We start from the raw sequence: 24,295 nt of genomic DNA on the forward strand, positions 1-24,295 counted from the left end.
AAGGTTACTAATGATAAATTTCATAATATATGGGTAAAATAAGGAAAGAAAAGTATTTTACATATGTTTCACTTTTCTTTCCTATAATGACTCCATGAAGATTAGAAATTAAATGAAAAACCACCAGTTCCAGCAATTAAAACAACCGAAACAACCAAAGCAGCCGAAACAACGTCCGCCGCAGCGACGAGCGTCCTCTTGCATATAATAATATGGATATTGATTTTGTTGATCCCAATACACTACATTACCAGGTTGATAATCGTTAAGACTTAACGATTGCAGTTCTTGTTGAAACTCGTTCATATTGATGCCCTCCATTTATTCATTAAAAATTTAGCTATGTCGCTTTCTATTTTTTCTCGACTCAATAGGACTGATCTATAAACTAATACGTACACCAACAAAATATGACCTATCAGTGGGTGATGTACCTTGTTTAGATGCCTATTTTTCATAGTTATTTTGACAACTAATTTAAAAATAAATGGAGTTACTTTGTGTATATAATATTTACTCAAAGTATTTTTTTCACACTTTCTTGCAACAAAATTTTAGACATGGAAGTAATAGACTTGTTCTTCGTTATAAACTTGACCAGCCTGTATATTTTCCTTATGTACAGTTAATCGAATTTCCTTATGTTTCTTTTATCCACTTTAGTTTGTTTATATATATCGTATCGTTTAAGATTTGTTTGATAAAATCCGTTTTCCCTTCACAATAACCATCTATGTTATAACAATAGATGGTAGCTAACTGATATTTTAGTTTTTCATATTCTTTTCGCGCTCGTTCATTAGCAGATAAATAATCTCGCAGTGCCATGTGTTCTAAATATCCTTTCCCGTCCTGTGGGCAAACGTAAAGGTGGTACTTCATTCCACTCTCTTCATCTTTTCTTTGAAAAGCTTCACGCCCTTCTACCCCTAAATTCCCTTGATGTTTATACCCTTCTTTTTCTAATCGATTGATAATATTTGGTAACAGATCGTTGCTTTCAATAACAACATCAATATCAAGAATTGGTTTAGCTGCTAAGCCTTCTACTGTTTTTGAAACTCATCTTTCCATTTTGGATTATATGGGACAACTTCTATTTTTCTTTTTTCAAGCATCATTATTGGCTTCCTTCTCTCTTTTTTCATAAAACTTCTTCAATATCTCTATTTCGGCTCAATATACTCAAATATATTTCCATCAGGATGGCGCGCAATCATTTTTATTCCCGTTGGAACTGAAATAGGTTCTGTAAGAATATCACCTCCATGCTTTACAATAAATTGTTTAGCAAATTGAATGGTATCTGTCACGAGCGTTGCTGCAATATGACGTGTCGCTATGTGATTTTCATCTACAATCAATAATACATTAGAGAATCTAACTACTTTTGTTTCATTTACTTGAAATTCATGAGGCTGTTCTTGTTTTAATAAAGATTTGTAGAAATCAAGATGCGGTTGCAAGTTAGAAATATAAATACGGGGTATAGCAGTTAATATATTCATATTGTTCCCTCTTTTCATAAGTATATATAGAAAAAGTATTTCGTTTGCTAAAATTTTACAAAATACCTTTTGTGAAATTTTAGCAAATACCGTTCATAATAGCAACGCTTTCTGTAATTTAAAAAGAAATGAAAGATACAAAATCCACATATACGATTTCCTTGTTTCTAAAAAATGTTTTCTGTTCCCCGTATACTTCTATTCGAATACTGTTCCATTTCTTCAAAGATGATGAAATGAATTTATAAATACGATAAGATTGTCGAAATGAAAAAAGTGGTATATAATAAGCAGTAACATTACTAGTAATTATTTTAGGTATTCCTAGAATAAAGGAGCGATACATATGAAAATTACTATTTATTTTGGAAGTCATGAAGATCAAGATGTACGTACAATGGATTGTCATTTAGATGTAGACGATGCAGAAGAACTTGTCTCTGTTTCATAGTATAAATTGAACATAAATAGGGAAGATTCTCCTTCCCTATTGCATGTAGACACCTTTTTATAGGTGTCTTTTTTGTTGTTTTTCGTCGGAAAATCCTTTACTTTAGCGCAATAAAATAGTAGAATATAAATATACGAACAAGTGTTCTTGTTATTTTATTTGTACTTGAAGGGATGATTTTTACAATGGCTCAAAAGAAGCGCAGAGGAAGAAAAAAGCATACACCGACTATCTCAAATACAGGTTTTATTGGCTCTGTCTTTATTGATACATTGGAATTACAAAAAAAATCTTATTATTTCTCCCGAAAAAAGTTGCAAATTGTCCATCACGTATTAGATGGTCTTGCTGAAGCAACAAGTTCTCTATTTCATGAGCATGAAGTTGCAGCATATATATCTTGCGTATATTTACATAAACAAAAGAAAATCGGTTTCGTTCTTTCTACAAAGCTGTTTGAACAAACCGATGGTATTGCTTATTTTAAAAATTATTTAATCGAAAAGAATTTTTATGGTAAAACGGATCAAGAAGTGGAATACCAAGAAGTATTTAATACAGGTTTTATTGGTGTTGTATTTGCAGATTTATCCAGTATTGATCGCTTTAATTTTGAATTTGAAATGAACATGTTATTTAAACTTATGAAAGACATGATTATTCCTGTTAAGGAACTCTTCTTGCGCCATAACATTCCGGCTTATATTTCGACATCTCATTTAGAGACTCAAAATAAAGTAGGGTTTGTTTTATCTATCAAACCTTATGATGAACGAGCAGAGGCGGATTTATATTTTGAAACATACTTAAAAGAACGTGGCTTGTTTATCGGTGATGAAGAAGATGAAATGGATAAGATTGTGATTCGAAAGAAAGTTGAACTTCTATAACAAAAGCACAGGATTTCTATTCATCCTGTGCTTTTTCAAATATATTAATACGGATTCGCTCATGTCCTTTTTCTATTACAGTTTGAGTTGCTTGCTATCTCCTCTCTATTTCCAAGTAGCTTTTGACTGGATCCATCTTTTATGGCATTTGCTACTCTCTCTTATGTATCGTCCCTATTCTTCAGCAAAAGCAATCATTCTATCTTGAATTCTTTTATCATATTTTGCAAGATCTGATACAAGGTTAGAAATCCATTCTTCAAATTTACGATATGTTTCCCCTGCCTGTTTTGTATTACTTTGCCGATCAATCGATTTACGTACTCAATTCCCTTAAATAAGAGATTTATCCAAAATTTTCATTTTCTAAAATAACAACAGAATCATTTGTCATGTTTCCAGCTTCTTTTGTATACGCAACAAGCCTTTGTATGTTATCACAACAAAGTTTTGCTCCCCATACAAGTAATGGGACACCTATAAAATCAATATGTAACCTTCTTGAAAATAAGCCCCCGAATGTCATTGGTAACGGTACAGTTGGTGATGTATTCGAAAAGATAATTTTTTCGTTATTTTGGTATTGTTGTTGAAGAATCTCCGCCAAATGCTTCATTGCAGGTACAACTACTTTGGATGCTCCATGACCAACTGTGTAAACAGGATTTCCCAGCTCGTCTCTCCCGCGAAAAATAATCTTCCCCATATCTGAAGTTTTTAGTTTGTTGAAATACTCTACATTTAAAATTTCTTCTTTTGTTAGTTTTCGGTCCGTTGGTAGCTGATTTAAGTGATACGCTGCAGCAAGCGAAGTTGTATGTGTCCCACCAAAATCTGTATAAATAAAAATCATCTGCATCATCCTTTGTTGTAATGGTTCAATGTATATTAGTATCACCGAATTTAACATTTACTAATCAGAAGCTTTTCATATTTAAAGAATATAGAAAGAATTGAAAGATGATATGACAAAATAATGGATTTCTACAAAAATGCTTAATATCCAATTGTAACTTTTCTAAAAAGGCTGCATATAGTTAAAAAGATTACTTTTCTAAAAAGGAGATGATTCGATGTTACAGGCTCTTCTTGTTTTTTCTGCCCTTTCCTTTTTATTTATTCTTGGAGGATTTATTCTCTTGTTACAACAGCAAAAAGAAATCCAAAATATAAAAACAATGTTAAATGAAAAACAAAATACTACGAACAACGCATCGGGAAATGGGACACCTGTTAAGCTAGATATGAATGTTTTAAATAGCCTTCTCAGTGCTAGTTTATCTAAAGATCTGAACGTAACAAGTAATCATAAGGAAGAACCTAACAAATAACCTCTTTCTCGTTATAAAAGGAGAATTCCTATGTCAGAAAAATCTATTTCTATTATAATCCCTGGCTATGATCATTCGAATTCATTAATAAACATATTCCTATCTTGTCACCAGCTACATCCGCTAGAAATCATTTGTGTCGTAAATAAAAATGCTACTCTCCCACATCATATTACGGAAAATAAACTTGTTAAGATCATAGAGGTGGATGAAACTCTCCATTGCAACAACCGTCAAGTAATAGGTGCAGAAGAAGCAAATGGAGATGTCTTATTATTTTTAGACCCGCAATCTATCATTTCCTCTTCTGTATTCTATATATTTCTTGAACCATTATTGAAAGATGAGGCAGATGTAGTATTGAATAATGTAAATAAGATTTTTTATAAGAAAGAGCGCCCTAATACAATCAGTATATGGCAACAAGTAGTAAATCATATTTTTCATCGTCCTGATTTAAATATCGATTCTTTTTTATCATTGCCTTATGGAATAACGAGAGCTGTGATTGAGACAATCGGCCTTGACTCATTATTAAATCCCATTCTAGCAGAACAAAAAGTAATCCATCATAACTTTCGTATCGCTCATCATGTGGAAGTTGATTCTCATTCTCCTTTCCATACGAAATTTCATGATAACGAATTCTCTCTCGATGAAAAAAGAATGATCCATCATTATATAGAAGCAATCGCCAATCATCTTCATAGCTCGCAATGCTCTAGAGCTAAATATACTGATGGAAAGCGTCGGCGAGATCTTGCTGCTGATTTCATCTCTCGACAGTTAAAATATCCTCCAAAAATCACGATAGGTAAGCAAACATTCTCTAAGCTTTATGGCGGAAAGCAGCTTTCTATTATCATTCCTGTTCAAAATGAAGAAAAGACAATAAAGGCTGTTATTCAAGAATTAAAGAAATTAGAACCGTTAGAAATCATTGTTGTAATTAATGGAACAACAGATCGTACGGAAGAAATTGCGAAAAAATGCGGTGCCACTGTGATCAGTTATGAAGAAGCACTCGGAAATGATACAGGGCGTGCGATTGGTGCCTATTTTTCAAAAGGAGATATATTATTATTTGTCGACGGAGATTTCGTCATTCCGAAGTACGATTTATTACCATTTGTGCAAGCTGTACAAAATGGCGTCGATTTAGCCTTAAACAACTTAGATTCCTACCACATGTATCGTTTTCCTTATTCCATTGTTACAGCTTGTAAATATGCTGTGAATGTAGCGTGTGCCCGCAAAGATTTAGGGATGGGATCTACGATTGCAGTTCCGCATGCTTTTAGCCGTAATTGTATTGAAAAAATCGGTTATCTTTCACTTGTTTGTCCAGTCTATAGTCAAGTGAAAGCAATACTAGAAGGTTTCCGTATAAAAAATGTTCATTCTGTTTCTGTTGATACAATGAATCGTGTTCGCCCAGAAAAGCATTTTTCTAAAAATAAGGGGATTTCTTTAGCGACGCAACAAATTATTGGGGATCATGTAGAAGGGATTTCTTATCTTATTACTCAGAAAGGAATAGAGACTTCACATTGATCCATAATGTGATTCAGTGTGTTATAAATGCTAAAAAGGATTGATAACACACTGAAAAATCATTCATGTGAAAGATTTTGTTTTTTTATTAAATAGGAAAGTGCCTCGATATGATCCCCCATTATTCTTAATACTGCAGGGGGATGCCCGCCTTTACTAAAGTGCTCTTTCAAACGAAAGCGGTTTGGTTTAATAACGTCTACATAATGAACACATTCCACTTTGTAACCTTTTAAAATCGCTTTTACTTGCGCAAAGCTCGGGCATACTAGGCTTTCCCACCCAATCCCTTCTATACATTTTCTGCTTATTGCATGTGGAATCGCTACTAATGAACCATTACTTAAATCAGGACGATTATAAGACAGATTTAACATATACTTTAAAATATCAACAATATGAAATGGGGGCTTTAAACTAGATGTTAAATGATTTAAAGCGACATCTGTCCCTTTGGCCACTGCTAGCACATATGGGGATAGATCATTGGCAGGAATGCTGAAATCCGCATCTACAAATAAAAGAATGTCTCCTGTGGATGCAAATGCACCGACTGCTCGCCCAACATTGTGCCCGAGTGATTCTGTATATTCAATCACTGTCGCCCCCAGTCTTGAAGCAATGGTTGCCGTTTGATCACTAGAACCATTTACAACAACAATCACTTCGAATGGTTCTAGTTTTCTTATCTCATGAATCACGCGTTCTATTGTCTTTTCTTCATTTTGTGCTGGAATGATAACAGAAAGTTGGTTCTTATTATAAAGGGCAGATCGCATTCCAGAGCCTTTTTGATAAAAAGGAAACGACTGATCACGCTGCAATTGTTCAATGATATCTCTTCGCTTTCCTCCATCTGTAAATCCCCCTCGAACATTACGCCCTCTTACCCAGTTTGAAATTGCTAGTAGATACCGCTTCACTTCAAGACTTTCCTCTTTTGATAAACAATCCTTATATAAACCGCTTTCTTCTAGTAGTTCTTCAGCACATAATGTATGAAGAGCACAATGATGACGAATACGCCAGCCTTGTTCTAATAATTGTATATGTGATAGAAGTAGGTTTTTAAAAGTGTCATAGCCAATGCTTGTCACCACTTCTTTTGTAAGAGCAAATGGAAGAGAAAGTAATGAATTACTCTTCAAGTCTGGGCGACCTAAAAATTCATTTAATACTTTGCGCCATACAATGTGTAAGTTTTGATATTTTCCTATATGAAGAATCCCATCTAGTTTATTTAAAACCGCGTCCGTATCATCATAAAGAATAGGTACTAAAAAATCATTCATTTGTTCGGATGATAAAAGAAAGCTGCCATGTAAAACGAAACAAACATCCCCCTTTGCAATCTCTAAAGCAGAGGAATAATCATTATATTTCGTCTCAGATGTATTTTCAAAGACAGTTAAACAATGATATTTCTTAGAAATTTCAATCACTTCACGCTGTGAACGAGAACATAATATGATTATTTCAACAGGATTTAGTTGCTTCACATTTTTAATTACTTCCTCCAATGTATAAACGTGCTTACTGCATACAATAATTGCCGTTAATGACTTTTTCATTCCCTTCCACCATCCTCTCTTCGCATTTGTTTTATAAAAAATACACGCTACTAAATTACTATATACAAATGGAATCGATAGCGTATAAAATAAACGTCTATTTTTTATAAGAAATATTTATTATGTATACAAAAGTAAGAGAGATATTGGGCTAATCTTTTATTTTTATTTTTTGCCGTTCCATCAAATATTTTCATGCATATCGTACTCATAGATGCTATTAGAAAGGAGGAAAAATTATGGCATGTACGACGAATAACATTTGTTTTGATGTCTGTCTTGTTATCACAATTACCCCTGGAAATGGTATATCCAGTTTAGTAAATTGTGACGGGATATGCGGAAATAGCCCATCAATTGAAATTAGTCCAACTGGATCCATTATCATTACACTACCGTTAATCGCATGTTTCTCTATTACTTTAAATGATGATTTAAGCGTTGACTCTCAGCTAACAAGCCTTTCATTTCAAACTTCTTAATTGTAAAACGATATGTAAATGTACAAAAGCGAAAAAGGGATGGTATTTCACCGTCTCTTTTTCGCTTTTGCTACATATAAAGAAATATAATAAACATTTTCATTTAAAATATCATTCATCATTAATCCATATGATGTTGGATGAGTTCTAACAAAATACTCAATCCTTTTTTTAATTCTTCCAATGGTGCATAGGCATAGGAAAGACGAATATGATGTAAATCACTTGATTGATAAATATACCCTGGATTGATTAAAACATTTTGATTCAGTAACTTTAGAAATAACGCCTTATTTACAATAGGCTCATGAAACCTGAGCCATATATAAAAACCACCTTCAGGATTTTTCCACGTAGCGACTTTTTGAAATTGCTGTTCTAATATTTCTTCTACAAATGTAGCCCTTCTTTTTAATTGTTCACGAAGTTGAATTAGGTGCTTTTCATATAACCCTGACGATATCCAATATGAGACGATTTCTTGAGAAAAAGCACTAGAACCATAATCTGTTTGCATTTTTATATCAGCCAATCGCTCAATTACAGGTGAAGGTGCAACCACCCAACCAATTCGTAATCCAGGACTCAGTGTTTTAGATACACTACCGATATAAAGCACTTGGCCTGATGTATCAATCGATTTTATGGCAGGAGAAGAGGATTCAAATAACAGTTCGTGATATACATCATCCTCAATAATCGGGATTTGTAGCTCTTTACACACATTATATAGTTGTTTCTTTTCTTCCATTGACCAATTATATCCTGTTGGATTGTGTAATGTTGGTACACAGTAAAATAAAGATTGTCTTTTTCTTTTGAGTGTCCGTAAATTGTTCGTTAAACTAGCATCCCTCGAAATTGAAATCATACGCATTCCAGCGGATTGAAAAGGATGCACAGAATTTAAATAAGAAGATTGTTCTTGAAAAACAATGGAACCCTCTTCTAATAATCCAAATGCAATGAATTGCAGTGCTTGAAGTGCACCTGAAACAATTAAAATGTTCTCTGGCGTTGTTTGAATACCACGTTTTTTTAAATGGTTACATAAAACATCTCGCAGCTTTTTATTTCCTTGTGGTGATGAATAACCAATTGCTTTTGAATCAATTGAAATTTCTTTTAATGACTGTTCAATTTGTTTTGTTGGGAGTAATTCTGGTGATAATTCGCCTGTTCCAAGACGAATAATATGATCCATTTGCTCGTATTCATTGATGAGTTGAATCGTATGATAGTTTGGCTTATGAATACTTGATTCAATGTGTTGCTGCCAATTCGGTTGAGATTTATTTAAAAGTACATTCCACGAATTATTAGCCACAAATACCCCTGATCCCATTTTTGATTCAAGCAAACCATCCGCCTTTAATTCATCAAGTGCAAGTTGCACAGTACTTCTATTCACATGAAATTGCGTTGCTAGTTGGCGTTGTGTTGGAATCTTTGTACCAACAGTCCAATCTCCTCGTTCAATATGAGATTTTATCCAATCTACGATTTGTTCTTGAACAGTCAAGTGAGAATAACGGTTTGGTTTCCACTTCATATAATTCCCCCTTAAATTGGGTGGATAAGAAACCATCCAATTGGTTGTTTTCTTTTAGTTGTATCATAGTACGATAGGAATGGAAAGGGAGTTGATGATATGGAAGCCATGATTCATGGAATTATTTTAGCATTCGGACTTATTCTACCTTTAGGAGTACAAAATATATTTGTATTTTCACAAGGAGCCACACAGCCAAGATTCATTCGAGCACTTCCGGCTACTATTACGGCTGCACTATGTGACACATTTTTAATTCTTTTAGCTGTCTTTGGACTATCCGTTATCGTTTTGCAATTTCAATGGCTACGTCTTAGTCTAATGATTGTAGGAATCTTATTTTTACTCTACATGGGATATGTTATTTGGAAGTCTAAACCAACAACGAATGAATCAAACAAAGCATTATCGATTCGTCAACAAGTGATTTTTGCTTTATCAGTTTCTCTATTAAATCCTCATGCCATTTTAGATACCGTCGCTGTTATTGGAACAAGTGCATTAAAATATGCCGGAACAGAACAAATTTTTTTCGCAATTGCATGTATTACAGTATCTTGGATTTGGTTCTTTGGATTAACGCTCGCTGGTACGGTTATAAAAAATCTAGATAGTACAGGTAGTTTAATCAATATATTCAATAAATGCTCTGCCTTGTTTATTTGGGGAACTGCCGTTTATCTTTTTATCGGATTGATATAACACCTTTATATTCAAAATGAAAGGTAAGAAACGAAGAAAATAAGTAGGAGATTAAAAACGCCACTGATAGAAGCTTCTCTTTATTTCTCCCCCAAACAAAAATATAAGTCCATAAAAAAACTGCCCCCCAATTGTTAGACACATAATCTAATAATTGGGGGGCAGTTCACAACCGCTCTTTTTTTATGGCCTTTTTATGCTACAGATCAGTCGAAATACGTGTAAAAACTATGAAATATGGATGGGACTCCTATTGAGTTTGTCTTAGCGTGGATTTTTAGGTCATTTAGTTGGCGGGTTCCTCTGCATTTAACGTAGGGTCCTTTGAAATTAGTTATATTTTTTCTTATGCCTTTTTTGATAAGTGGGTAAAAACCCTACATCTATAAGAACCATCGTTATTTGTATGAAAGATTTCTGTTTCACTATATGCCCATCCAAATTGAAACCGCTGTTTTTCCAAAATAATGTTTTTCCATTTCGTATACAAATAGAAGACAACCATATGAGCGTCTTCTATTTGTATGAACGATCATACTTAGAATGAAAGACTTGTAAGTTGGGAAGCCACACTTAAGTCATCATTTAATGTGATTGCGAAACATGCAACAAGTGGTAATGTAATCACAACAGATCCACAAGGTGTTACTATAATTGTTGGACTTGTCCCACATAAGTTTCCACAATTTACAACGGATTCTACACCATTACCAGGTGTAATGGTAATAACAAGACAGACATTAAAACAAATATTGTTTGTCGTACATGCCATAGTCTCTCCTCCTTTCTAATAACATCTATGAACACAATATGCCTTAGAAAAATTAGGGGAACGGCACAATAATCATTTTTAACAAATTAATAGAGACTGAATCTATCTCTTAATTAAAGCAACCAATTCCGTTGAATACGTGAAATCATTATTTAAAGTTGTATCAAAACAAGCTTGAAAAGGTAGAACGTTAAAATCAGATGAACAATCATCATTACATTTCACAACAAGCTCCACTCCACCATTTGGATTTGTTCTTGTTTCTAAACAGATATCAAAACAATTTTTATTTATACAAGCCAATTGATAGTCTCCTTTCTATTGTTTTTCTATATACAAATATATTATGTATTTTTATTTAAATTGTTCATTTTCTTTTTCCTGTGCATTTTACTCATTCCATTCATACATAAATCTCATAAACTACTTTATAAAGGAGGCCTTCACAATGATTACTTATGCAAAACTGATCAATTGGAGAGAATACGGAGAGGTCATCATTTTAGAATGTTTAGCTGGCGAAGAGTATATCGAAATATCCACTTATAAAAATTATATATATAATGCTCACCTTTTAAAAGATCCAGTATACATTCGTTTAGATTCTACTGGAAGGATACTTGGAATTAATATATTGTCACCTTGATGCTTATTATCGGTAGAGTATTTGTTTATAGCTATTAATACGGTAAGTGAAATTAACTGTTTTTTCTGAATAATACGCGTATATGAGGATTGTTCAATGTACATTCTTTTCTAATTATGAATGCGCTATTTTCCTTCTAATTTCTTTACTTAATAAAAAGAAGAAATGCCTCTCACTTAACAAGTGAGAGGCATTTCGAAATCGTTTGCCTTATCTGTAACTGTTAAAATAAAAATATTGGCTTGCTGTATTATGTTAATTCTCTTCGTAGAATTTAATTGCTAATTTTTCTTCGTATTCTTGCTTGTATTCATATAATTCTTCTCTCTCAATCTTGAAGTGATGCTGATAGCCCTCATTCTTTATTTCGTTACAAATACTTTTCTTTTCGTATCATCTAATAGAAGGAAATCACTTGTTACGAGAATGCTATTATTCTCGTTTATAAAGACCTTTTAAAAGAAAATATGATTTTTCATTATAATATAATAAACAAGGGTTAAAAGAGCTAAAATTGAAAAGTTATAAATACTAAACCTTATAAGGTACTTTTTACTTTTTTGTGGATTTCTCTTAATAAAAAGTTTAAATGAAATCACACTTGCGAGGGACGCAACAATTGTACCGAGTCCTCCTAAATTGACCCCTACTAATAAAGGCTGCCAATTTACGGAGAATTTCGATAAAAAGATTGCAGCTGGTACATTGCTTACCAGTTGGCTTAAAATAATCGAACTGAAAAAGATAGATGTGGGACTTTTGAGAGTCTCACTTGCAAATGTTTGAACCACTCTTAATTCCGATACGTTTCCTATAAATATAAAAAAACATATAAAAGTAAAAAGCAGTAAATAATCAATTTTCTTCAATAATTTTATATCAAGTATACATGCGGTTCCCAATGCGATAATAAACGCAAGTTTGTAGCTTAAAAATCCTAATATGGATGCAGATATGATACAAAATAGGATTCCCCATACTGTTGCCTCTTTTTTATTTTTTATCGAAATAGACGGAAGTTCTATTTCCAATGGTTGGCTTTTCAATCTTTGATTAAGAAATAATAACAGAACAATTCCAAGAACCACTAATAGAAGGATTGTTGTAAAAAATTCTATAGGCCTGATTCCGTAGTTAGTAAATATAAAAAGATTTTGAGGATTTCCCATAGGAGTTAAGCTACTCCCGATGTTAGCCGCAATTGTCTCTAGTATAATAGTATCCAACATAGAAGTTTGTATCATCTTACTGATTATAAGTGTTAATGGTACAAATGTTATTAATGCCACATCATTCGTTACAAGCATGGAACTAAAAAAGCATAATAAAATTAGGATTGTTGAAACACTTTTACTATTATGACATTTACTCAATATAGCAATGGCAAACTTATCTAATAGTTTCAGATCGTCCAGAGCCTTAACTACGAGCATAAGATTAAATAGACTGACTAATACTTTAAAATTAATATATTCTAGTTTTGGTGCATGGAATAAACAGCTTCCGATTGCTAATAAGAATGATATCGTAAATACAATATCTTTTTTAAAAATTGCAAATTTCAAGTTCACTTTTTTTTCGTTTTTCACATAAATATATCCTTTCGTCAATCCCCACTTCAGTACTATTTATTTTACCACAGACCTATGTTTCTTGCATTTGACACCTCCATGCACTTAAAAGCACCATCATATGCCATTCATACAGTACTTATAACGATCAAACTGAATAAAGACTCTAAAAATACTGTTAAAAACTGTCTTATAAGTCATCTTTCATATATAGAATTCTAATTATTACTTAAAAACATTCATTGTAACCTTTGCTTTTACTTGCAATGGTTCATCTATAAGGAGTTTTTCATTTGCAAGACTTAAACTTACCATTCCAACACACATCCCTATTTTTAGTAGCTTTGTACTTTTCAAAATGATCAGTCCTTTCATATTTTTAATGAAGTGTAGCGCTTTAAAAAGAAGATGTATTCTTCATATGAAAAATTTATGTCATGTTATTATTTTTGCTTTCGCATGAAAATTCTCTAATTCAACAGATTTATATTTAATTGATTCCGAAACAAGGTTTTTGGCGCCATGAGGCTGAAACTCTATACCGTCACCATTTGCAGACGTGTTTTATTGTATGTGGCGTACTATCATATACCTATCCATTTAATATTTTGAACGAATCTCTTATTTTATTGTTTGTTGATCCACCAAAAATATAAACAGGAAATCTATTATACTTATCGAATATTTTAATTTGATTATATAAAATAAGAGGTGAGCAATGAAAGAACTACCAGTTACAATTCATTTAGATCATGTTACGTTTCAATTAAAAGAGCATCAAGATTTTGAGTGGCTGACAAAACTAGGAAAAGTGTTTGCTGTATTTGATAAGCAAGACTCCGGAAATCTATCTTTTGGTATAGAACAAGATGGCTTGAAATCGTTTGTTAAATTCGCTGGTGCGAAACCGATGAATTACGAAGGAAATCCTAACGATGCGGTTCTATGTTTAAAACAAGCTGTTTCCCTTTATCAAGAGCTCAAACATCGCCATCTCATTCCATTAAAAGATCATTTTGAAGTAAACAATGGATATGTCGCTATTTTTGAATGGTTTCACGGAGAATCACTAAGACCCAAATTACAAAATCAACTTAACCTCGCTTCTTCTTTTGAACGTTATAAGCAGTTACCGATTGAAAAGCGTCTTACTTCTATAGATTGTATTTTTAATTTTCATGTACATGTTGAACAAAGAAACTATGTCGCTATTGATTTCTATGATGGAAGCATTTTATATGATTTTACAGCCAATACAACTAAAATTTGTGATATTGATCTTTATGCGCAACAACCTTATGTAAATTTCATGGGAAGAATGTGGGGCTCTTCACGATTTATGTCACCTGAAGAATTTGAATTAGGCGCACAAATTGATGGGAAAACAAATGTATTTAACATGGGGGCAATGGCCTTCTTTCTTTTAGGTGGTGGCTTGAATCGATCGTTTGCAAAATGGGAGGCTGGAAAACCTTTATATGATGTAGCCTATCGCGCCGTAGAAAGCGATAGGAATAAACGCTATACATCGGTAAAAGCGTTTTATGAAGCATGGTGCTCTGTATGGTAACCTCCCTATTTCGTTACAATCTTTCATAAAATATAACAAAAAGGAGCTACTGGGCTCCTTTTTTGTTTGTACTCATACGAATACGTTACATAGTTTTTTCTTTTACACATATTTGTGAAATTGCATTAAAAATTAATATCCTCCGCCCCAGCAGCTGCATCCAACAATAATCAATAAAATGAATAATACAACTAATAAAGCGAATCCTCCACCAAAACCACAAGAACCACCGTAACTCATATTTTTTCCTCCTTTTGGTTTCAAAACTAATAGGTAGTTGATTATTTTAACGGGTTCGTATTATACAGTATGTTTTTATCCATGTTTTGAGCGTGTCTCATTGAAATAAACGAAAACTTTCTTCTAAATTAGGCTAATGGCAACCCCCTCTTTTCCTTTAAATAGGCAGAAAAAAACTAGACCGACTATCACAACTGTAGGTTCCGTTTTAACACTAAATTTTGTAAGTTTTTTGCACAAGTCTTATCAAAAATTTCATACTACTAAAGCCATTGGCCTAGCTCACCAATTATAATTTAGAAAAGAATTTTTAAACCATTGTATTCTTATCGGAATTATGGAATAATGAATTAAAACTACTGTAACGGGGGAATAGATTATGAAAACAATTGGGTTAATCGGTGGGTTAAGTTGGGAGTCAACATCTTTATATTATAAACATATCAATACGCTTGCACTTACCCAATATAATCAAAATGCAAAACTCGTTTTATACAGCATGGATTTTGGGGAAATCACAACATTATTGCAAAATCATCAATATGAGGAAGTGAAACATGAATTAATTGATGTAGCGAAGAAAGTGGAAAGCTCCGGCGCTGACTGTATACTCATGTGTTCCAATACTGTTCATCAATTTGCAGATGAAGTAGAAAAAGCTGTATCTATCCCTCTCCTCCATATAGGTGATGTAAGTGCAGAAAAAATTGTGAAACAGCAGATTAAGCGCATCGGTCTTCTCGGAACAAAGCAAACAATGGAAAAAGATTTTTATAAAGCAAGGTTAGCTAATTATGGGATTGAAACAATGATTCCTCATAAAGATGAACGAAACTTGATCCATCATATTATTTTAAATGAGTTAAGTAAAGGGATCCTTTCACCGCAATCAAAAGAAATATTGTTACAAATTGCAACGACACTAATTGGAAACGGAGCTGAAGGTATTTTATTAGGATGTACAGAAATTCCTTTACTGCTCTCGCAAAAAGATCTCCCTATTCCCGTGTTTGATACAGCTTATCTACATGCAGAAACTGCTGTGCAATTTGCGGGGTAACATCTTTCATGCGTATATGGAACATGTCAATGATTCGCAATATACTATCTTCTCATCTCATTTCATATGGAAGAATTATTTTTGTTTTTAAAATAAGTACATGAAAAATAAAAATATTATTCTTCATGTACTTAAAGATTTACCCATTTGCTACTTGTTTTTGTTCCATTTGTTTCTTATCAGAACGTATCAAAATAGGTACGACAGCACTCGCTATAACAAATAGTGCACCTGCAAACTGAATAAAAGATGGAATACTATCATTAAATAATACGTCTAAAAATAAGGAAAACAAAATATTCAAATATAAAAGTGTAGATAACTTTGATATTCGTGGTGTTAATTTATATGCTATTCCTCTGAACCATTGATTTCCGATACTACCTGCTGCCATTAAAATCAAAAATAATAGTACAATTGGGCTCGATATCAATACTTCTTCGTAATTCGTCTTCGTAAAACAGATTGATAAAAATGCAGATAAAATACTACCATATAAATAAGTGTAAGTCATGATAGAAAGATTATCATCAGTTTGTGCACTTCTATGTAAGAATATTTGCGAAAAAGCTAGCGAAATTCCAGAAAGTACACCTATTCCTAAATAAAATAGAGATTTAAAATCAATCCCACCTGTTTTCAATATAAGAAACACTCCTAAAAATCCAAAAATTGAGGCTATCATTTCCATTCTTGTCGCACGTTTTGTTTTGGAGAAGAGTGTAAAGAGACAAATAAAAATAGGTCCTGTATTATATAAAACCATAGCTATAAACAGGGAACTATTAGCTGCACATAGAAAAAATAACGCTTGAGAAAGAGTAATGGAAAACGCTCGCGGTAATTGCTTATAACTATTCAACCAAAACGCTTTTCTTTGTATCCGATTCACAATAAAAGGAATTAAGAAAAGAAACGGAATAAAAAATCTTGCTGTTAAAGTTAAAAAGAAATCTCCAGAAAAAATAGCATGTTCTGCGAAAAAACCAGACAGCGAAAAACTGAAACCTGAAAGAATCATATAAAATGATGCTTTCTTCATATTGTCCACTAATAAAGAACCTCCAATCTAGTAAATAGATAGACCGAGAAATATTCTTTTTGATTTCTCGGTCTTGTAGGCATACCCCAAAGACAGTGTCTAAAGCATGAGAGTAGATGCATAAAATGAACTTTCATACTCTTTCTTCTTTTCACAAATCAGCCTTCCGCTTGTTTGCTTCTTTCCAACGCTACATTTTTATGTGAAACTTTTGTTTTGGAATGATTATCATTTATGATAATACCAATTCTCCTTTTAAAATTAACCGCGCAGTACGAGTAATACTAGATTGTTTAATAGAATACTTTCCATTTGATTCCACTACAATTGACTCTGTTTGAATTTGACCTGCTGGATGTTCAATAATTATTGGATTCGATTCTTCCACTTTATATGAACCACTCTTCTTTACAATATGATTAGCAGTTGTTCCATTAATCTTTATTGCCGCAGAAAGCGCCAGCGATCCTGTTACAGCATGTGTACTATGACATTGATGTGGAATAAAATATCGTGATGTTATCGTACCGGACTTTCTAGGTCTTGAGACAATTGCTATTTTAGGAATTACTTTATTAGACACATTCCCTAAATTCGCAAGTGCAGCTACTTTTTTTCGAATCATATCAATTTTATTTAAAAACATTGTATTAGAATTCAGTAATTCAGGGCTTTCATCTCCCTCAATACCAAGTTCAGTCGCTTGAATAATAATTAAAGGGACTGAAACATCTATACAAGACACATTGATGCCTTCAATCACATCCATCTTGGATCCTGTAGGAAAAAGCTTTCCTGTAACAGATCCAACTGAATTCATAAAGTTCAGTCGAATTGGGGCGCCAGTTCCTGGAACACCATCAATTTTCACATCTCCACTATACAGTGCATTTCCATTTTCAGTAAGAATCTTCGACTCCACGATAGCATTTGTATTTACATTTCTAATGGTAACTGTCATTTCACCAGATTCGGCCTTTATTACACCACTTTCAATTGCATAGGGTGCCACAGCTGAAATAATATTACCGCAGTTTACACTATCATCTAATACCATTTTCTTTAAATCTGCCTGCAAGAATAAATAGTCAATATCGATTCCTGGATCAGTTGATTTACGAATAATAGCAATTTTATTGGATAAAGGATCTAGTGACCCCATTCCATCAACGCCGCGAGCATTTCCAGCTCCTAACACTTTTAAAATTACCTCATTCCTCAATCGCTTATTTGAAGGTAAGTGTTTATCTAAAAAAAATAATCCTTTTGATGTTCCTCCACGCATTACAAAACAAGGTATTTTCATTATAGACATCTCCTTTATAAAAATAACTTTAGTACTTTACATAAAAATAAATAGATATAATATACCAACTATTTATTTTGTGCTGATATGTTTCCTAGTCAAAGAAAAAAATATGATTCTCCAAATATATAAACCTCCTATTTTGTTTATCATTTTTAATAAATAGAAAAAAATAACTTTTATGTAAAACACCCCCTAACTTTATTATGTATTCTAGCAAGAAAGAGAATAATAATTAATATCATTTCTTGTATAAAAACATGTTCTAAAATTCGGAACATTGATGATAAAAAATCACATCGTCCTCTCATATGCATGACAATGTGATTTCGGGAACTTTATGACAAGCAAATAAAAAATCACCCTAATCCATTCTTAAAAATCATAAACGGTTAGAGTGATTATATATTTTTAAAAATAACTTGATATTGTTGCATTTGTTAATTATGAATTCGCTATAGTAACGGGACGTTCATTGTCAGAAAGAGATTTCTCTTGTTGGAACATTGGTAAATAAATCGTAACAGATGTTCCAACGCCAACTTTACTCATAATACTAATTCTTCCTTGATGTTGTTCAATAATTTTATAGCTTAACATTAAACCAATTCCAGTGCCTTTTTCTTTTGTACTATAGAATGGTTCTCCTAACCTTTTAATACGTTCTTCCGGTATACCAATTCCCTCGTCTACTAAATCAATTATCACTTCATTTATTCTATTCGTTTTCATATGAATAAAGATTTTACCACCATCTGGCATCGCCTCGATTGAATTCTGTAAAATGTTAATAAATACTTGTTTTAATTGATTTTCACAGCACTCAATTACTAATTCTTTTGATTCCGATATAATTTCAATTTGAATATTTGTCATAATTGCTTTTGTATTAATTAGTGAAACAACATTTTTCATGATAGAATAAAGATTTTTCTTTTCTGTAGGAATTATATCTGTTTTAGCGATTGATAAAAATTCGTGAAGAATAGACTCAATTCGTTCAATCTCTGAAAGCATAAGGTCAAAGTATTTCCCTTGATCTTCTTTATTTATTTGAAAGAGCTGAATAAACCCCTTAATTACCGTTAATGGATTTCGAACCTCATGTGCTACTCCTGCAGCTAATTGTCCAATTGCTGCAAGCGTATCTGATTTATTTAATAACTCTTCTGTTTTTTTTCTTTCAGTAATATCACGAACAATAATCATAATTCTATCTTTCAATAGTAGAAAACATCTAGCTTCAAAAAAGCTTATGCTTCCTTTCAAAGAAAGGGAATACTCTACAATAACCATCGATTCTGTTTTCTGCACCTGATCGATAGCTTCTTGGAACTGTTGTGCCACAGGAGATGGCAAATCTTCATAAAACTTTTTCCCCATAAAATCTTCTGCTGGTACATAAAATTTCGTAGGTGAACCGGCTTTATAATCTATAATCGTTCCATCAGCTTCTGTTAAAAAGCATAAATCTGGTAGCGCTTGAAAAATGAGCTCCAATTCGGATGTCTGTTCTTTTAACTGGGCTTCGATCTTTTTTAAATGGGTAATATCGACCCCAACAGCCCAGTAACTAAATCCAGAAACCGGAAAGCGATTGGATATATTAGACCACATAATGGTTTTCTGCTCGCCATTTTTACAAGTTAAGTTCATTTCCCAATCTCGAAAATCTCTTCCGTAAACGGCAAACTTTTCTTGGATTTGTCGACGATAGTTTGCATCTGGATATAATAATTCAAGAGCTTTTGGATTCCCGATCATTTCTTCTGCTGTGTAACCCGTTACACTCTTGCATTCACGATTCCATAAAATAAATTCACCATCAAGGTCAAGAGCATCAACCATAACAGGCATATTTTGTAAAATGGTATATAATTGTTCTTTCTCCTTTGCAAGCAATTGTAAATTTTGATTTTGGTTTTGAAGTTGAGTTCTCGCATGATTTACAATAAGACTGGAAAGTGTTTCGAAATATTTTTGACAATAAACCATATCCTTTTTTATAGGACAAGCAATAAAAGCCCCTAAATATTGCTCGTCTAAAAAAATGGGAATTTCAATCGTAGTCAATCTATAATCTATTTCTTGATCTATACCGAATGAAAAAATACATTCTCTTTCAGCATCAAGAAGTTGGTGTGCCATATTTGTTAATTTATAAAACTGTTCCGCCATTATTTTTATTGTGTTCACATCAATGAGTTCCATTAGCCGAGCACTCATTCCTTTTTCACCTCTATATGTAAATTTAATACCAATTTTTAACGCATGCTTCTTCATTATACGGATAATAGCCGTTCAGGTATAGAGCAGAAGTGTAATTATTCAAATAAATTTTTATTTTTTAATAAGAATATCCAAACTACTAATGAAGTGAATGTAAAATTCACAAATTTTCCACAAAGAATCCCCAAAATATATACAACAATTCCAAAATATTCTATATAATATTTGTCATAAGGATTCTATAAGTCTCATAGAATACCTTACCCCTAATAAAAAACAAAAAAGAATCCGAATTCGGATTCTTTTTTGTTCCAATTATGATCCTTTTATGCTATTACATAATGGTATAAAGCATGTGCAACACCGTGCTCTTCATTTGTTAATGTTTCATAGTGACACATTGCTTTTAACTCATTAACAGCATTCCCCATTGCAATGGATACGTTGGCTTTTTGCATCATGGAAACATCATTTAGTCCATCACCAATGGCTACTGTGTTTTCAAATGGAATATTAAAATATTCCGCTAAAGTATATAATCCATTTCCCTTTTGAGCATCACAGTGATTAATCTCTAAATTATGCCAATAAGAAGCAGAAATAATTAACTCGCTGTTATGCTGGAACTTTTCTTTTAACCTTTTTAATTTCTGTTGATCATAAGAGAAAGGTAAAAATTTATGCACATATAATTCTTTATTTATAATCGACTTACAACTCTCTATACTATGAAACGCTGTATGTTCAAGGTAAAGTGCTGCAATGTTTTCCACCTCTTCTTCACTAATGTTTATATCTAGATTCCGAATCACTTCCATTTCTTTACGTATATTTTCTTCACCATACTTTGGTACGTATACACCTTTATCCGTATATAATTGATAATACATACCTTGCTCCTCCAAATATTCTACAATGTCAAGTGCGTGTTCATTTTGTATAGCGTATCTTTTCAACATTGTTTTATCTTTATAAATAACTGCACCATTTTCTGCGATAATTGGGCATTGTAAGTTTACTTCTTGTAACAGTCGTTCAATGTCAACGATAGAACGTCCGGTACAAATAGCTACAACATGCCCTTCTTCTTGACATTTTCGAATCGCTTCTGCATTTTCTTTACTAATCATTTTATTTTTCGAAAGAAGCGTTCCATCTAAATCAATCGCAATAAGTTTCATTATTTCTTCACCACTTTCTAGGAATCAGCGAAAAGATAGGGAGATATCGTTTCCATATCTAACGCAGTAACTACCTCTCAGTTATAATTTATGAAAAGCGTTTCAGGTCAAGAAATATTTCAATATCAATTCAAAATAAAAACGCCATCTCCCCCCTTAAAAGATAGCGTTTTCATTTTTGGGTTAAATTCCTTACAACTGTTATGAGCTATATTGAATATACTTCATCTTACACCTATATATATCTTTTCTTTCAGTTGGTATAAATACTTTAAATTTCTCCAGTTTCTTTCCATAAATATGGATGGTAATAACTTGTTCATTCGGCTCGATTTCAAGGATATGACAATCAGCTGGAGGAATGATTTTATCCGTTTTCCCTTCCCCTAAATATAAATGACCTAAATATTTCAATTGAAAAATTGATTCTTCTAATTGCTTAATTTTTAAAAAATTTTTCACCTTAATTCGTCCAGAAAAAACTCCTTCTACTCCCCAAGTACCATCATGATCATGTAATGGTGTTGCTTGTCCGTCTCTCCATACAAGCGCAAGCACTTCAAAACGATCTAATGGATCTTTATATAATAAATGACGCGCATATTGATTTCTATTTGCTTTCTGTTTTTCTAACGGGAGCCATGCTTTTGTCTCTAAAAGTTTTTCTAAAAGTTTCTCAATTGTACAAACTATCGTTTCTTCATTTTTACTATTTTCAATGCTGGCTGTTACATTATGAATAAACTGTTGAAAGAGCTCGCTTTTTCGACACGTTAACATTAATATCCTCCTTTACACGATTTGATTTAGCTATACTTTCATCGTACGAGAGAAACCATTTCTTTACAATTGAGAAACATAAAAAACAAAGAGAGTTTCTCCTGACCTTGTTTTTGGGATTTTTATTTTAGCACTCATGGAAGATGATTTCATGAATAAAAAAGTAGCATGAACGAAAAGAAAAATAAGAAACAATGAATGAAAATGAAATTTATTATCAATAATATAATTAAGAAAAGGGTAACCGCCATATGGTTACCCGAAAAAAATTAAGCTTCTGGTGTGAAAGTTTTACAATCCGTTTCTTCTGTTTTCGAGGCTTGCTTTCCTTTATGACTTACTACATAAATTGCATCGGCATTACATTTGTTACCGTTGCCCCAATATTTACAGTTGTTTACTTCGCATAAAACATCTTGTGCCATCAGTATCACACCTCCTTATGCTTTTATCATTAACAAATTTATGAGGTCTGATACTTCTACTTTTTGTTAGAATTATGATTCTTGTTGGATAGCACTTCCTTCTTTCGCTGGTTGATTTTCAGCCCTTACGGCAGGTTTTAAATGATAAATTGGTAAAATCACAAATAACCCAACGATAAATAATACCGCTGTTCCTTCATAAAGCATACTAAGTGAAAACATTTCTTTTAACGAACCCGCTATACTCATCGTTAATACCATTGATCCTGTAAATAGTGGACTTAAGATTCCATTTACACGTCCAATAAAGTCTGTATCAGAGTTTTGAATGATAAGTGTATTAATGCCAATTTGAATACAAGGAAGAGCGAGACCACTAAACAACTGTGCCGTAAGTGTAATCCATAAGTTTGTAGAGAATCCAATTACCCCGATGCCGATTGCTTGTGCAAGCAACCCGATCATTAACATCTTTTGCGGCGCAACGTTTTTGGCAAATATCATTGCTAAGGCACCTCCAATGATCATACCGGCTCCGTTTACCGTCAATAACCATTGTAAACTTTCCTTAGATAAACCAAGTTGCTCTGTCACGATAAAGATTCCTAATGGTTGAATAAGACCAATCCCTAATCCTGCAGCCATAAAACAAATACCCAGTAACGTTAATGCTTTCTTACCTAACACATACTTAATACCATCTGCCATTTCTTGCAGTAAACTCACTTGCTTCTTTTCCGCATGCATCTCCACATCTTTTGGCAAAAACAATAAAACAATAGCCGCAAGTAAAAAAGCAACTCCTGTTACGACAATTGAAATATAAATACCAAAGCTTTGAAAAACAAAAGTGCCAAGTATAGGTCCGAGTATCATAAATATCGCAAAAGTCGTTTGATATAACGACATGGCTAATTGTATCTCTTCTGCTGATAAATGTTGCTTGAATAATTTCATACCAGAAGGCTGAGAAAATTGCGAAAGAATCGCTGAGATTAAAGTAACGAAGAAAACGACTTTCCATGTGCCAAACATGAGTGTGAGAAGGACTGCAAATACAGATAAAGAGCTTAAAGCTTCGCACCAAATCATCGTTTTTCGTGGTTTCCACCGATCTGCAAATGTTCCTCCAATAAATGAAAAAATAAAAATAGGTGCAAACTCCGCAACTGAAATCATAGAAATTGCAAACGCATTTCCTTTTGTCATTTCCATGACATATAGTAATACCGCAAAATTCCGAACCCATATCCCGATTTGTAAACATAGTGCCGAGATAAGAATTCCTTGCACAAATCGATTTTTTAATACTTGCGACATGCCAACTTTTGGATTTGTTTCTGCACTTACTGACATAAAAAAGCCCCCTATTTTCGTTCTGAATAAGAGGCAGTACAAATCATATGAAAAAGACCGTACATTCGCAGTGCGA

The 24,295-nt window shown here is 32.9% G+C and carries 25 protein-coding genes and 1 pseudogene; 8 read left to right on the forward strand and 18 right to left on the reverse strand.

Annotation, left to right across the window (positions count from 1 at the left end; translation table 11 throughout):
- Positions 1-108 precede the first annotated feature (108 nt).
- The 3 genes from BCER98_RS09595 to BCER98_RS09605 all read right to left on the reverse strand — a co-directional run bounded on the left by BCER98_RS09595 (position 109) and on the right by BCER98_RS09605 (position 1,508).
- Positions 109-306, reverse strand: a complete 198-nt coding sequence (locus tag BCER98_RS09595) for a heterocycloanthracin/sonorensin family bacteriocin (RefSeq protein ID WP_012094342.1) — start codon at positions 304-306, stop codon at positions 109-111.
- A gap of 333 nt (positions 307-639) precedes the next feature.
- A complete protein-coding gene (locus tag BCER98_RS20440; protein WP_308806026.1) occupies positions 640-1,026 on the reverse strand; it encodes a GrpB family protein in 387 nt (128 codons plus the stop codon).
- A gap of 140 nt (positions 1,027-1,166) precedes the next feature.
- The gene (locus BCER98_RS09605; protein ID WP_012094343.1) at positions 1,167-1,508 is read right to left on the reverse strand and encodes a VOC family protein; all 342 of its coding nucleotides are present in this window, start codon (positions 1,506-1,508) and stop codon (positions 1,167-1,169) included.
- 636 nt (positions 1,509-2,144) lie between these two features.
- Here BCER98_RS09605 and BCER98_RS09610 point away from each other — a divergent pair.
- Positions 2,145-2,849 (forward strand): hypothetical protein, encoded by a 705-nt coding sequence (locus BCER98_RS09610; protein ID WP_012094344.1) that lies wholly within the window; start codon positions 2,145-2,147, stop codon positions 2,847-2,849.
- Positions 2,850-2,865: 16 nt separating this feature from the next.
- On the opposite strand, the pseudogene BCER98_RS23705 reads toward BCER98_RS09610, so the two are convergent.
- Together BCER98_RS23705 and BCER98_RS09615 are read right to left on the reverse strand one after the other, a co-directional pair.
- Positions 2,866-3,173 (reverse strand): annotated as a pseudogene (locus BCER98_RS23705) (hypothetical protein); the annotation flags it as partial.
- Between the two features lie 22 nt (positions 3,174-3,195).
- Positions 3,196-3,702 (reverse strand): DUF3189 family protein, encoded by a 507-nt coding sequence (locus BCER98_RS09615; protein ID WP_012094346.1) that lies wholly within the window; start codon positions 3,700-3,702, stop codon positions 3,196-3,198.
- A 220-nt stretch (positions 3,703-3,922) separates the two neighbouring features.
- Between BCER98_RS09615 and BCER98_RS09620 the strand changes: the two genes are divergently transcribed.
- Both BCER98_RS09620 and BCER98_RS09625 read left to right on the forward strand, forming a co-directional pair.
- Entirely contained in the window at positions 3,923-4,180 is a 258-nt protein-coding gene (locus tag BCER98_RS09620; RefSeq protein WP_012094347.1) for a hypothetical protein, read from the forward strand.
- A 30-nt stretch (positions 4,181-4,210) separates the two neighbouring features.
- Positions 4,211-5,734 carry a glycosyltransferase gene (locus tag BCER98_RS09625; protein WP_012094348.1) on the forward strand — a complete coding sequence of 508 codons (1,524 nt, stop codon included), beginning with the start codon at positions 4,211-4,213 and terminating at the stop codon, positions 5,732-5,734.
- A 59-nt stretch (positions 5,735-5,793) separates the two neighbouring features.
- Here BCER98_RS09625 and BCER98_RS09630 read toward each other — a convergent pair whose 3' ends face one another.
- The gene (locus tag BCER98_RS09630) at positions 5,794-7,305 is read right to left on the reverse strand and encodes a glycosyltransferase family 2 protein (RefSeq protein WP_012094349.1); all 1,512 of its coding nucleotides are present in this window, start codon (positions 7,303-7,305) and stop codon (positions 5,794-5,796) included.
- Positions 7,306-7,544: 239 nt separating this feature from the next.
- Between BCER98_RS09630 and BCER98_RS09635 the strand changes: the two genes are divergently transcribed.
- A complete protein-coding gene (locus tag BCER98_RS09635; protein ID WP_012094350.1) occupies positions 7,545-7,787 on the forward strand; it encodes a hypothetical protein in 243 nt (80 codons plus the stop codon).
- A gap of 121 nt (positions 7,788-7,908) precedes the next feature.
- Here BCER98_RS09635 and BCER98_RS09640 read toward each other — a convergent pair whose 3' ends face one another.
- Positions 7,909-9,339, reverse strand: a complete 1,431-nt coding sequence (locus BCER98_RS09640; RefSeq protein ID WP_012094351.1) for an aminotransferase-like domain-containing protein — start codon at positions 9,337-9,339, stop codon at positions 7,909-7,911.
- Positions 9,340-9,438: 99 nt separating this feature from the next.
- On the opposite strand from BCER98_RS09640, the gene BCER98_RS09645 reads away from it, so the two are divergent.
- Entirely contained in the window at positions 9,439-10,041 is a 603-nt protein-coding gene (locus tag BCER98_RS09645; protein ID WP_012094352.1) for a LysE/ArgO family amino acid transporter, read from the forward strand.
- Between the two features lie 538 nt (positions 10,042-10,579).
- Here the strand turns inward: BCER98_RS09645 and BCER98_RS09650 are convergent.
- Together BCER98_RS09650 and BCER98_RS09655 are read right to left on the reverse strand one after the other, a co-directional pair.
- Positions 10,580-10,813 carry a hypothetical protein gene (locus tag BCER98_RS09650; RefSeq protein ID WP_012094353.1) on the reverse strand — a complete coding sequence of 78 codons (234 nt, stop codon included), beginning with the start codon at positions 10,811-10,813 and terminating at the stop codon, positions 10,580-10,582.
- 102 nt (positions 10,814-10,915) lie between these two features.
- Positions 10,916-11,116, reverse strand: coding sequence for a hypothetical protein (locus BCER98_RS09655; protein ID WP_041809739.1), 201 nt, complete (start codon positions 11,114-11,116; stop codon positions 10,916-10,918).
- A 145-nt stretch (positions 11,117-11,261) separates the two neighbouring features.
- Between BCER98_RS09655 and BCER98_RS09660 the strand changes: the two genes are divergently transcribed.
- On the forward strand, positions 11,262-11,459 hold the full coding sequence (locus BCER98_RS09660; RefSeq protein ID WP_012094354.1) for a hypothetical protein: 198 nt from the start codon (positions 11,262-11,264) through the stop codon (positions 11,457-11,459).
- 455 nt (positions 11,460-11,914) lie between these two features.
- On the opposite strand, the gene BCER98_RS09665 is transcribed toward BCER98_RS09660, so the two are convergent.
- Positions 11,915-13,048, reverse strand: coding sequence for an SLC13 family permease (locus BCER98_RS09665; protein WP_012094355.1), 1,134 nt, complete (start codon positions 13,046-13,048; stop codon positions 11,915-11,917).
- A 700-nt stretch (positions 13,049-13,748) separates the two neighbouring features.
- On the opposite strand from BCER98_RS09665, the gene BCER98_RS09670 reads away from it, so the two are divergent.
- Positions 13,749-14,600 carry a protein kinase family protein gene (locus BCER98_RS09670; protein WP_012094356.1) on the forward strand — a complete coding sequence of 284 codons (852 nt, stop codon included), beginning with the start codon at positions 13,749-13,751 and terminating at the stop codon, positions 14,598-14,600.
- 132 nt (positions 14,601-14,732) lie between these two features.
- On the opposite strand, the gene BCER98_RS20990 is transcribed toward BCER98_RS09670, so the two are convergent.
- Positions 14,733-14,840, reverse strand: coding sequence for a YjcZ family sporulation protein (locus BCER98_RS20990; protein ID WP_000120182.1), 108 nt, complete (start codon positions 14,838-14,840; stop codon positions 14,733-14,735).
- 379 nt (positions 14,841-15,219) lie between these two features.
- On the opposite strand from BCER98_RS20990, the gene BCER98_RS09675 reads away from it, so the two are divergent.
- Positions 15,220-15,900 (forward strand): aspartate/glutamate racemase family protein, encoded by a 681-nt coding sequence (locus BCER98_RS09675; RefSeq protein ID WP_012094358.1) that lies wholly within the window; start codon positions 15,220-15,222, stop codon positions 15,898-15,900.
- Positions 15,901-16,039: 139 nt separating this feature from the next.
- Here the strand turns inward: BCER98_RS09675 and BCER98_RS09680 are convergent, their stop codons facing one another.
- The 7 genes from BCER98_RS09680 to BCER98_RS09705 form a co-directional block, all read right to left on the reverse strand.
- Complete coding sequence (locus BCER98_RS09680; RefSeq protein WP_219339309.1) at positions 16,040-16,942, reverse strand: DMT family transporter; 903 nt, start codon at positions 16,940-16,942, stop codon at positions 16,040-16,042.
- Between the two features lie 232 nt (positions 16,943-17,174).
- Positions 17,175-18,248 (reverse strand): PrpF domain-containing protein, encoded by a 1,074-nt coding sequence (locus BCER98_RS09685; RefSeq protein WP_012094360.1) that lies wholly within the window; start codon positions 18,246-18,248, stop codon positions 17,175-17,177.
- A gap of 444 nt (positions 18,249-18,692) precedes the next feature.
- Positions 18,693-20,474, reverse strand: coding sequence for a PAS domain-containing sensor histidine kinase (locus BCER98_RS09690; RefSeq protein WP_041809742.1), 1,782 nt, complete (start codon positions 20,472-20,474; stop codon positions 18,693-18,695).
- Between the two features lie 329 nt (positions 20,475-20,803).
- Entirely contained in the window at positions 20,804-21,658 is an 855-nt protein-coding gene (locus tag BCER98_RS09695; RefSeq protein ID WP_012094362.1) for a Cof-type HAD-IIB family hydrolase, read from the reverse strand.
- Positions 21,659-21,859: 201 nt separating this feature from the next.
- Positions 21,860-22,438 carry a cysteine dioxygenase family protein gene (locus tag BCER98_RS09700; RefSeq protein WP_012094363.1) on the reverse strand — a complete coding sequence of 193 codons (579 nt, stop codon included), beginning with the start codon at positions 22,436-22,438 and terminating at the stop codon, positions 21,860-21,862.
- A gap of 269 nt (positions 22,439-22,707) precedes the next feature.
- Positions 22,708-22,863, reverse strand: a complete 156-nt coding sequence (locus BCER98_RS20995) for a DUF1540 domain-containing protein (protein ID WP_012094364.1) — start codon at positions 22,861-22,863, stop codon at positions 22,708-22,710.
- A gap of 72 nt (positions 22,864-22,935) precedes the next feature.
- The gene (locus BCER98_RS09705) at positions 22,936-24,219 is read right to left on the reverse strand and encodes an MFS transporter (protein WP_012094365.1); all 1,284 of its coding nucleotides are present in this window, start codon (positions 24,217-24,219) and stop codon (positions 22,936-22,938) included.
- Positions 24,220-24,295 lie beyond the last annotated feature (76 nt).

Origin of the sequence: Bacillus cytotoxicus NVH 391-98, from assembly GCF_000017425.1 — a bacterium.
Classification (GTDB): domain Bacteria; phylum Bacillota; class Bacilli; order Bacillales; family Bacillaceae_G; genus Bacillus_A; species Bacillus_A cytotoxicus.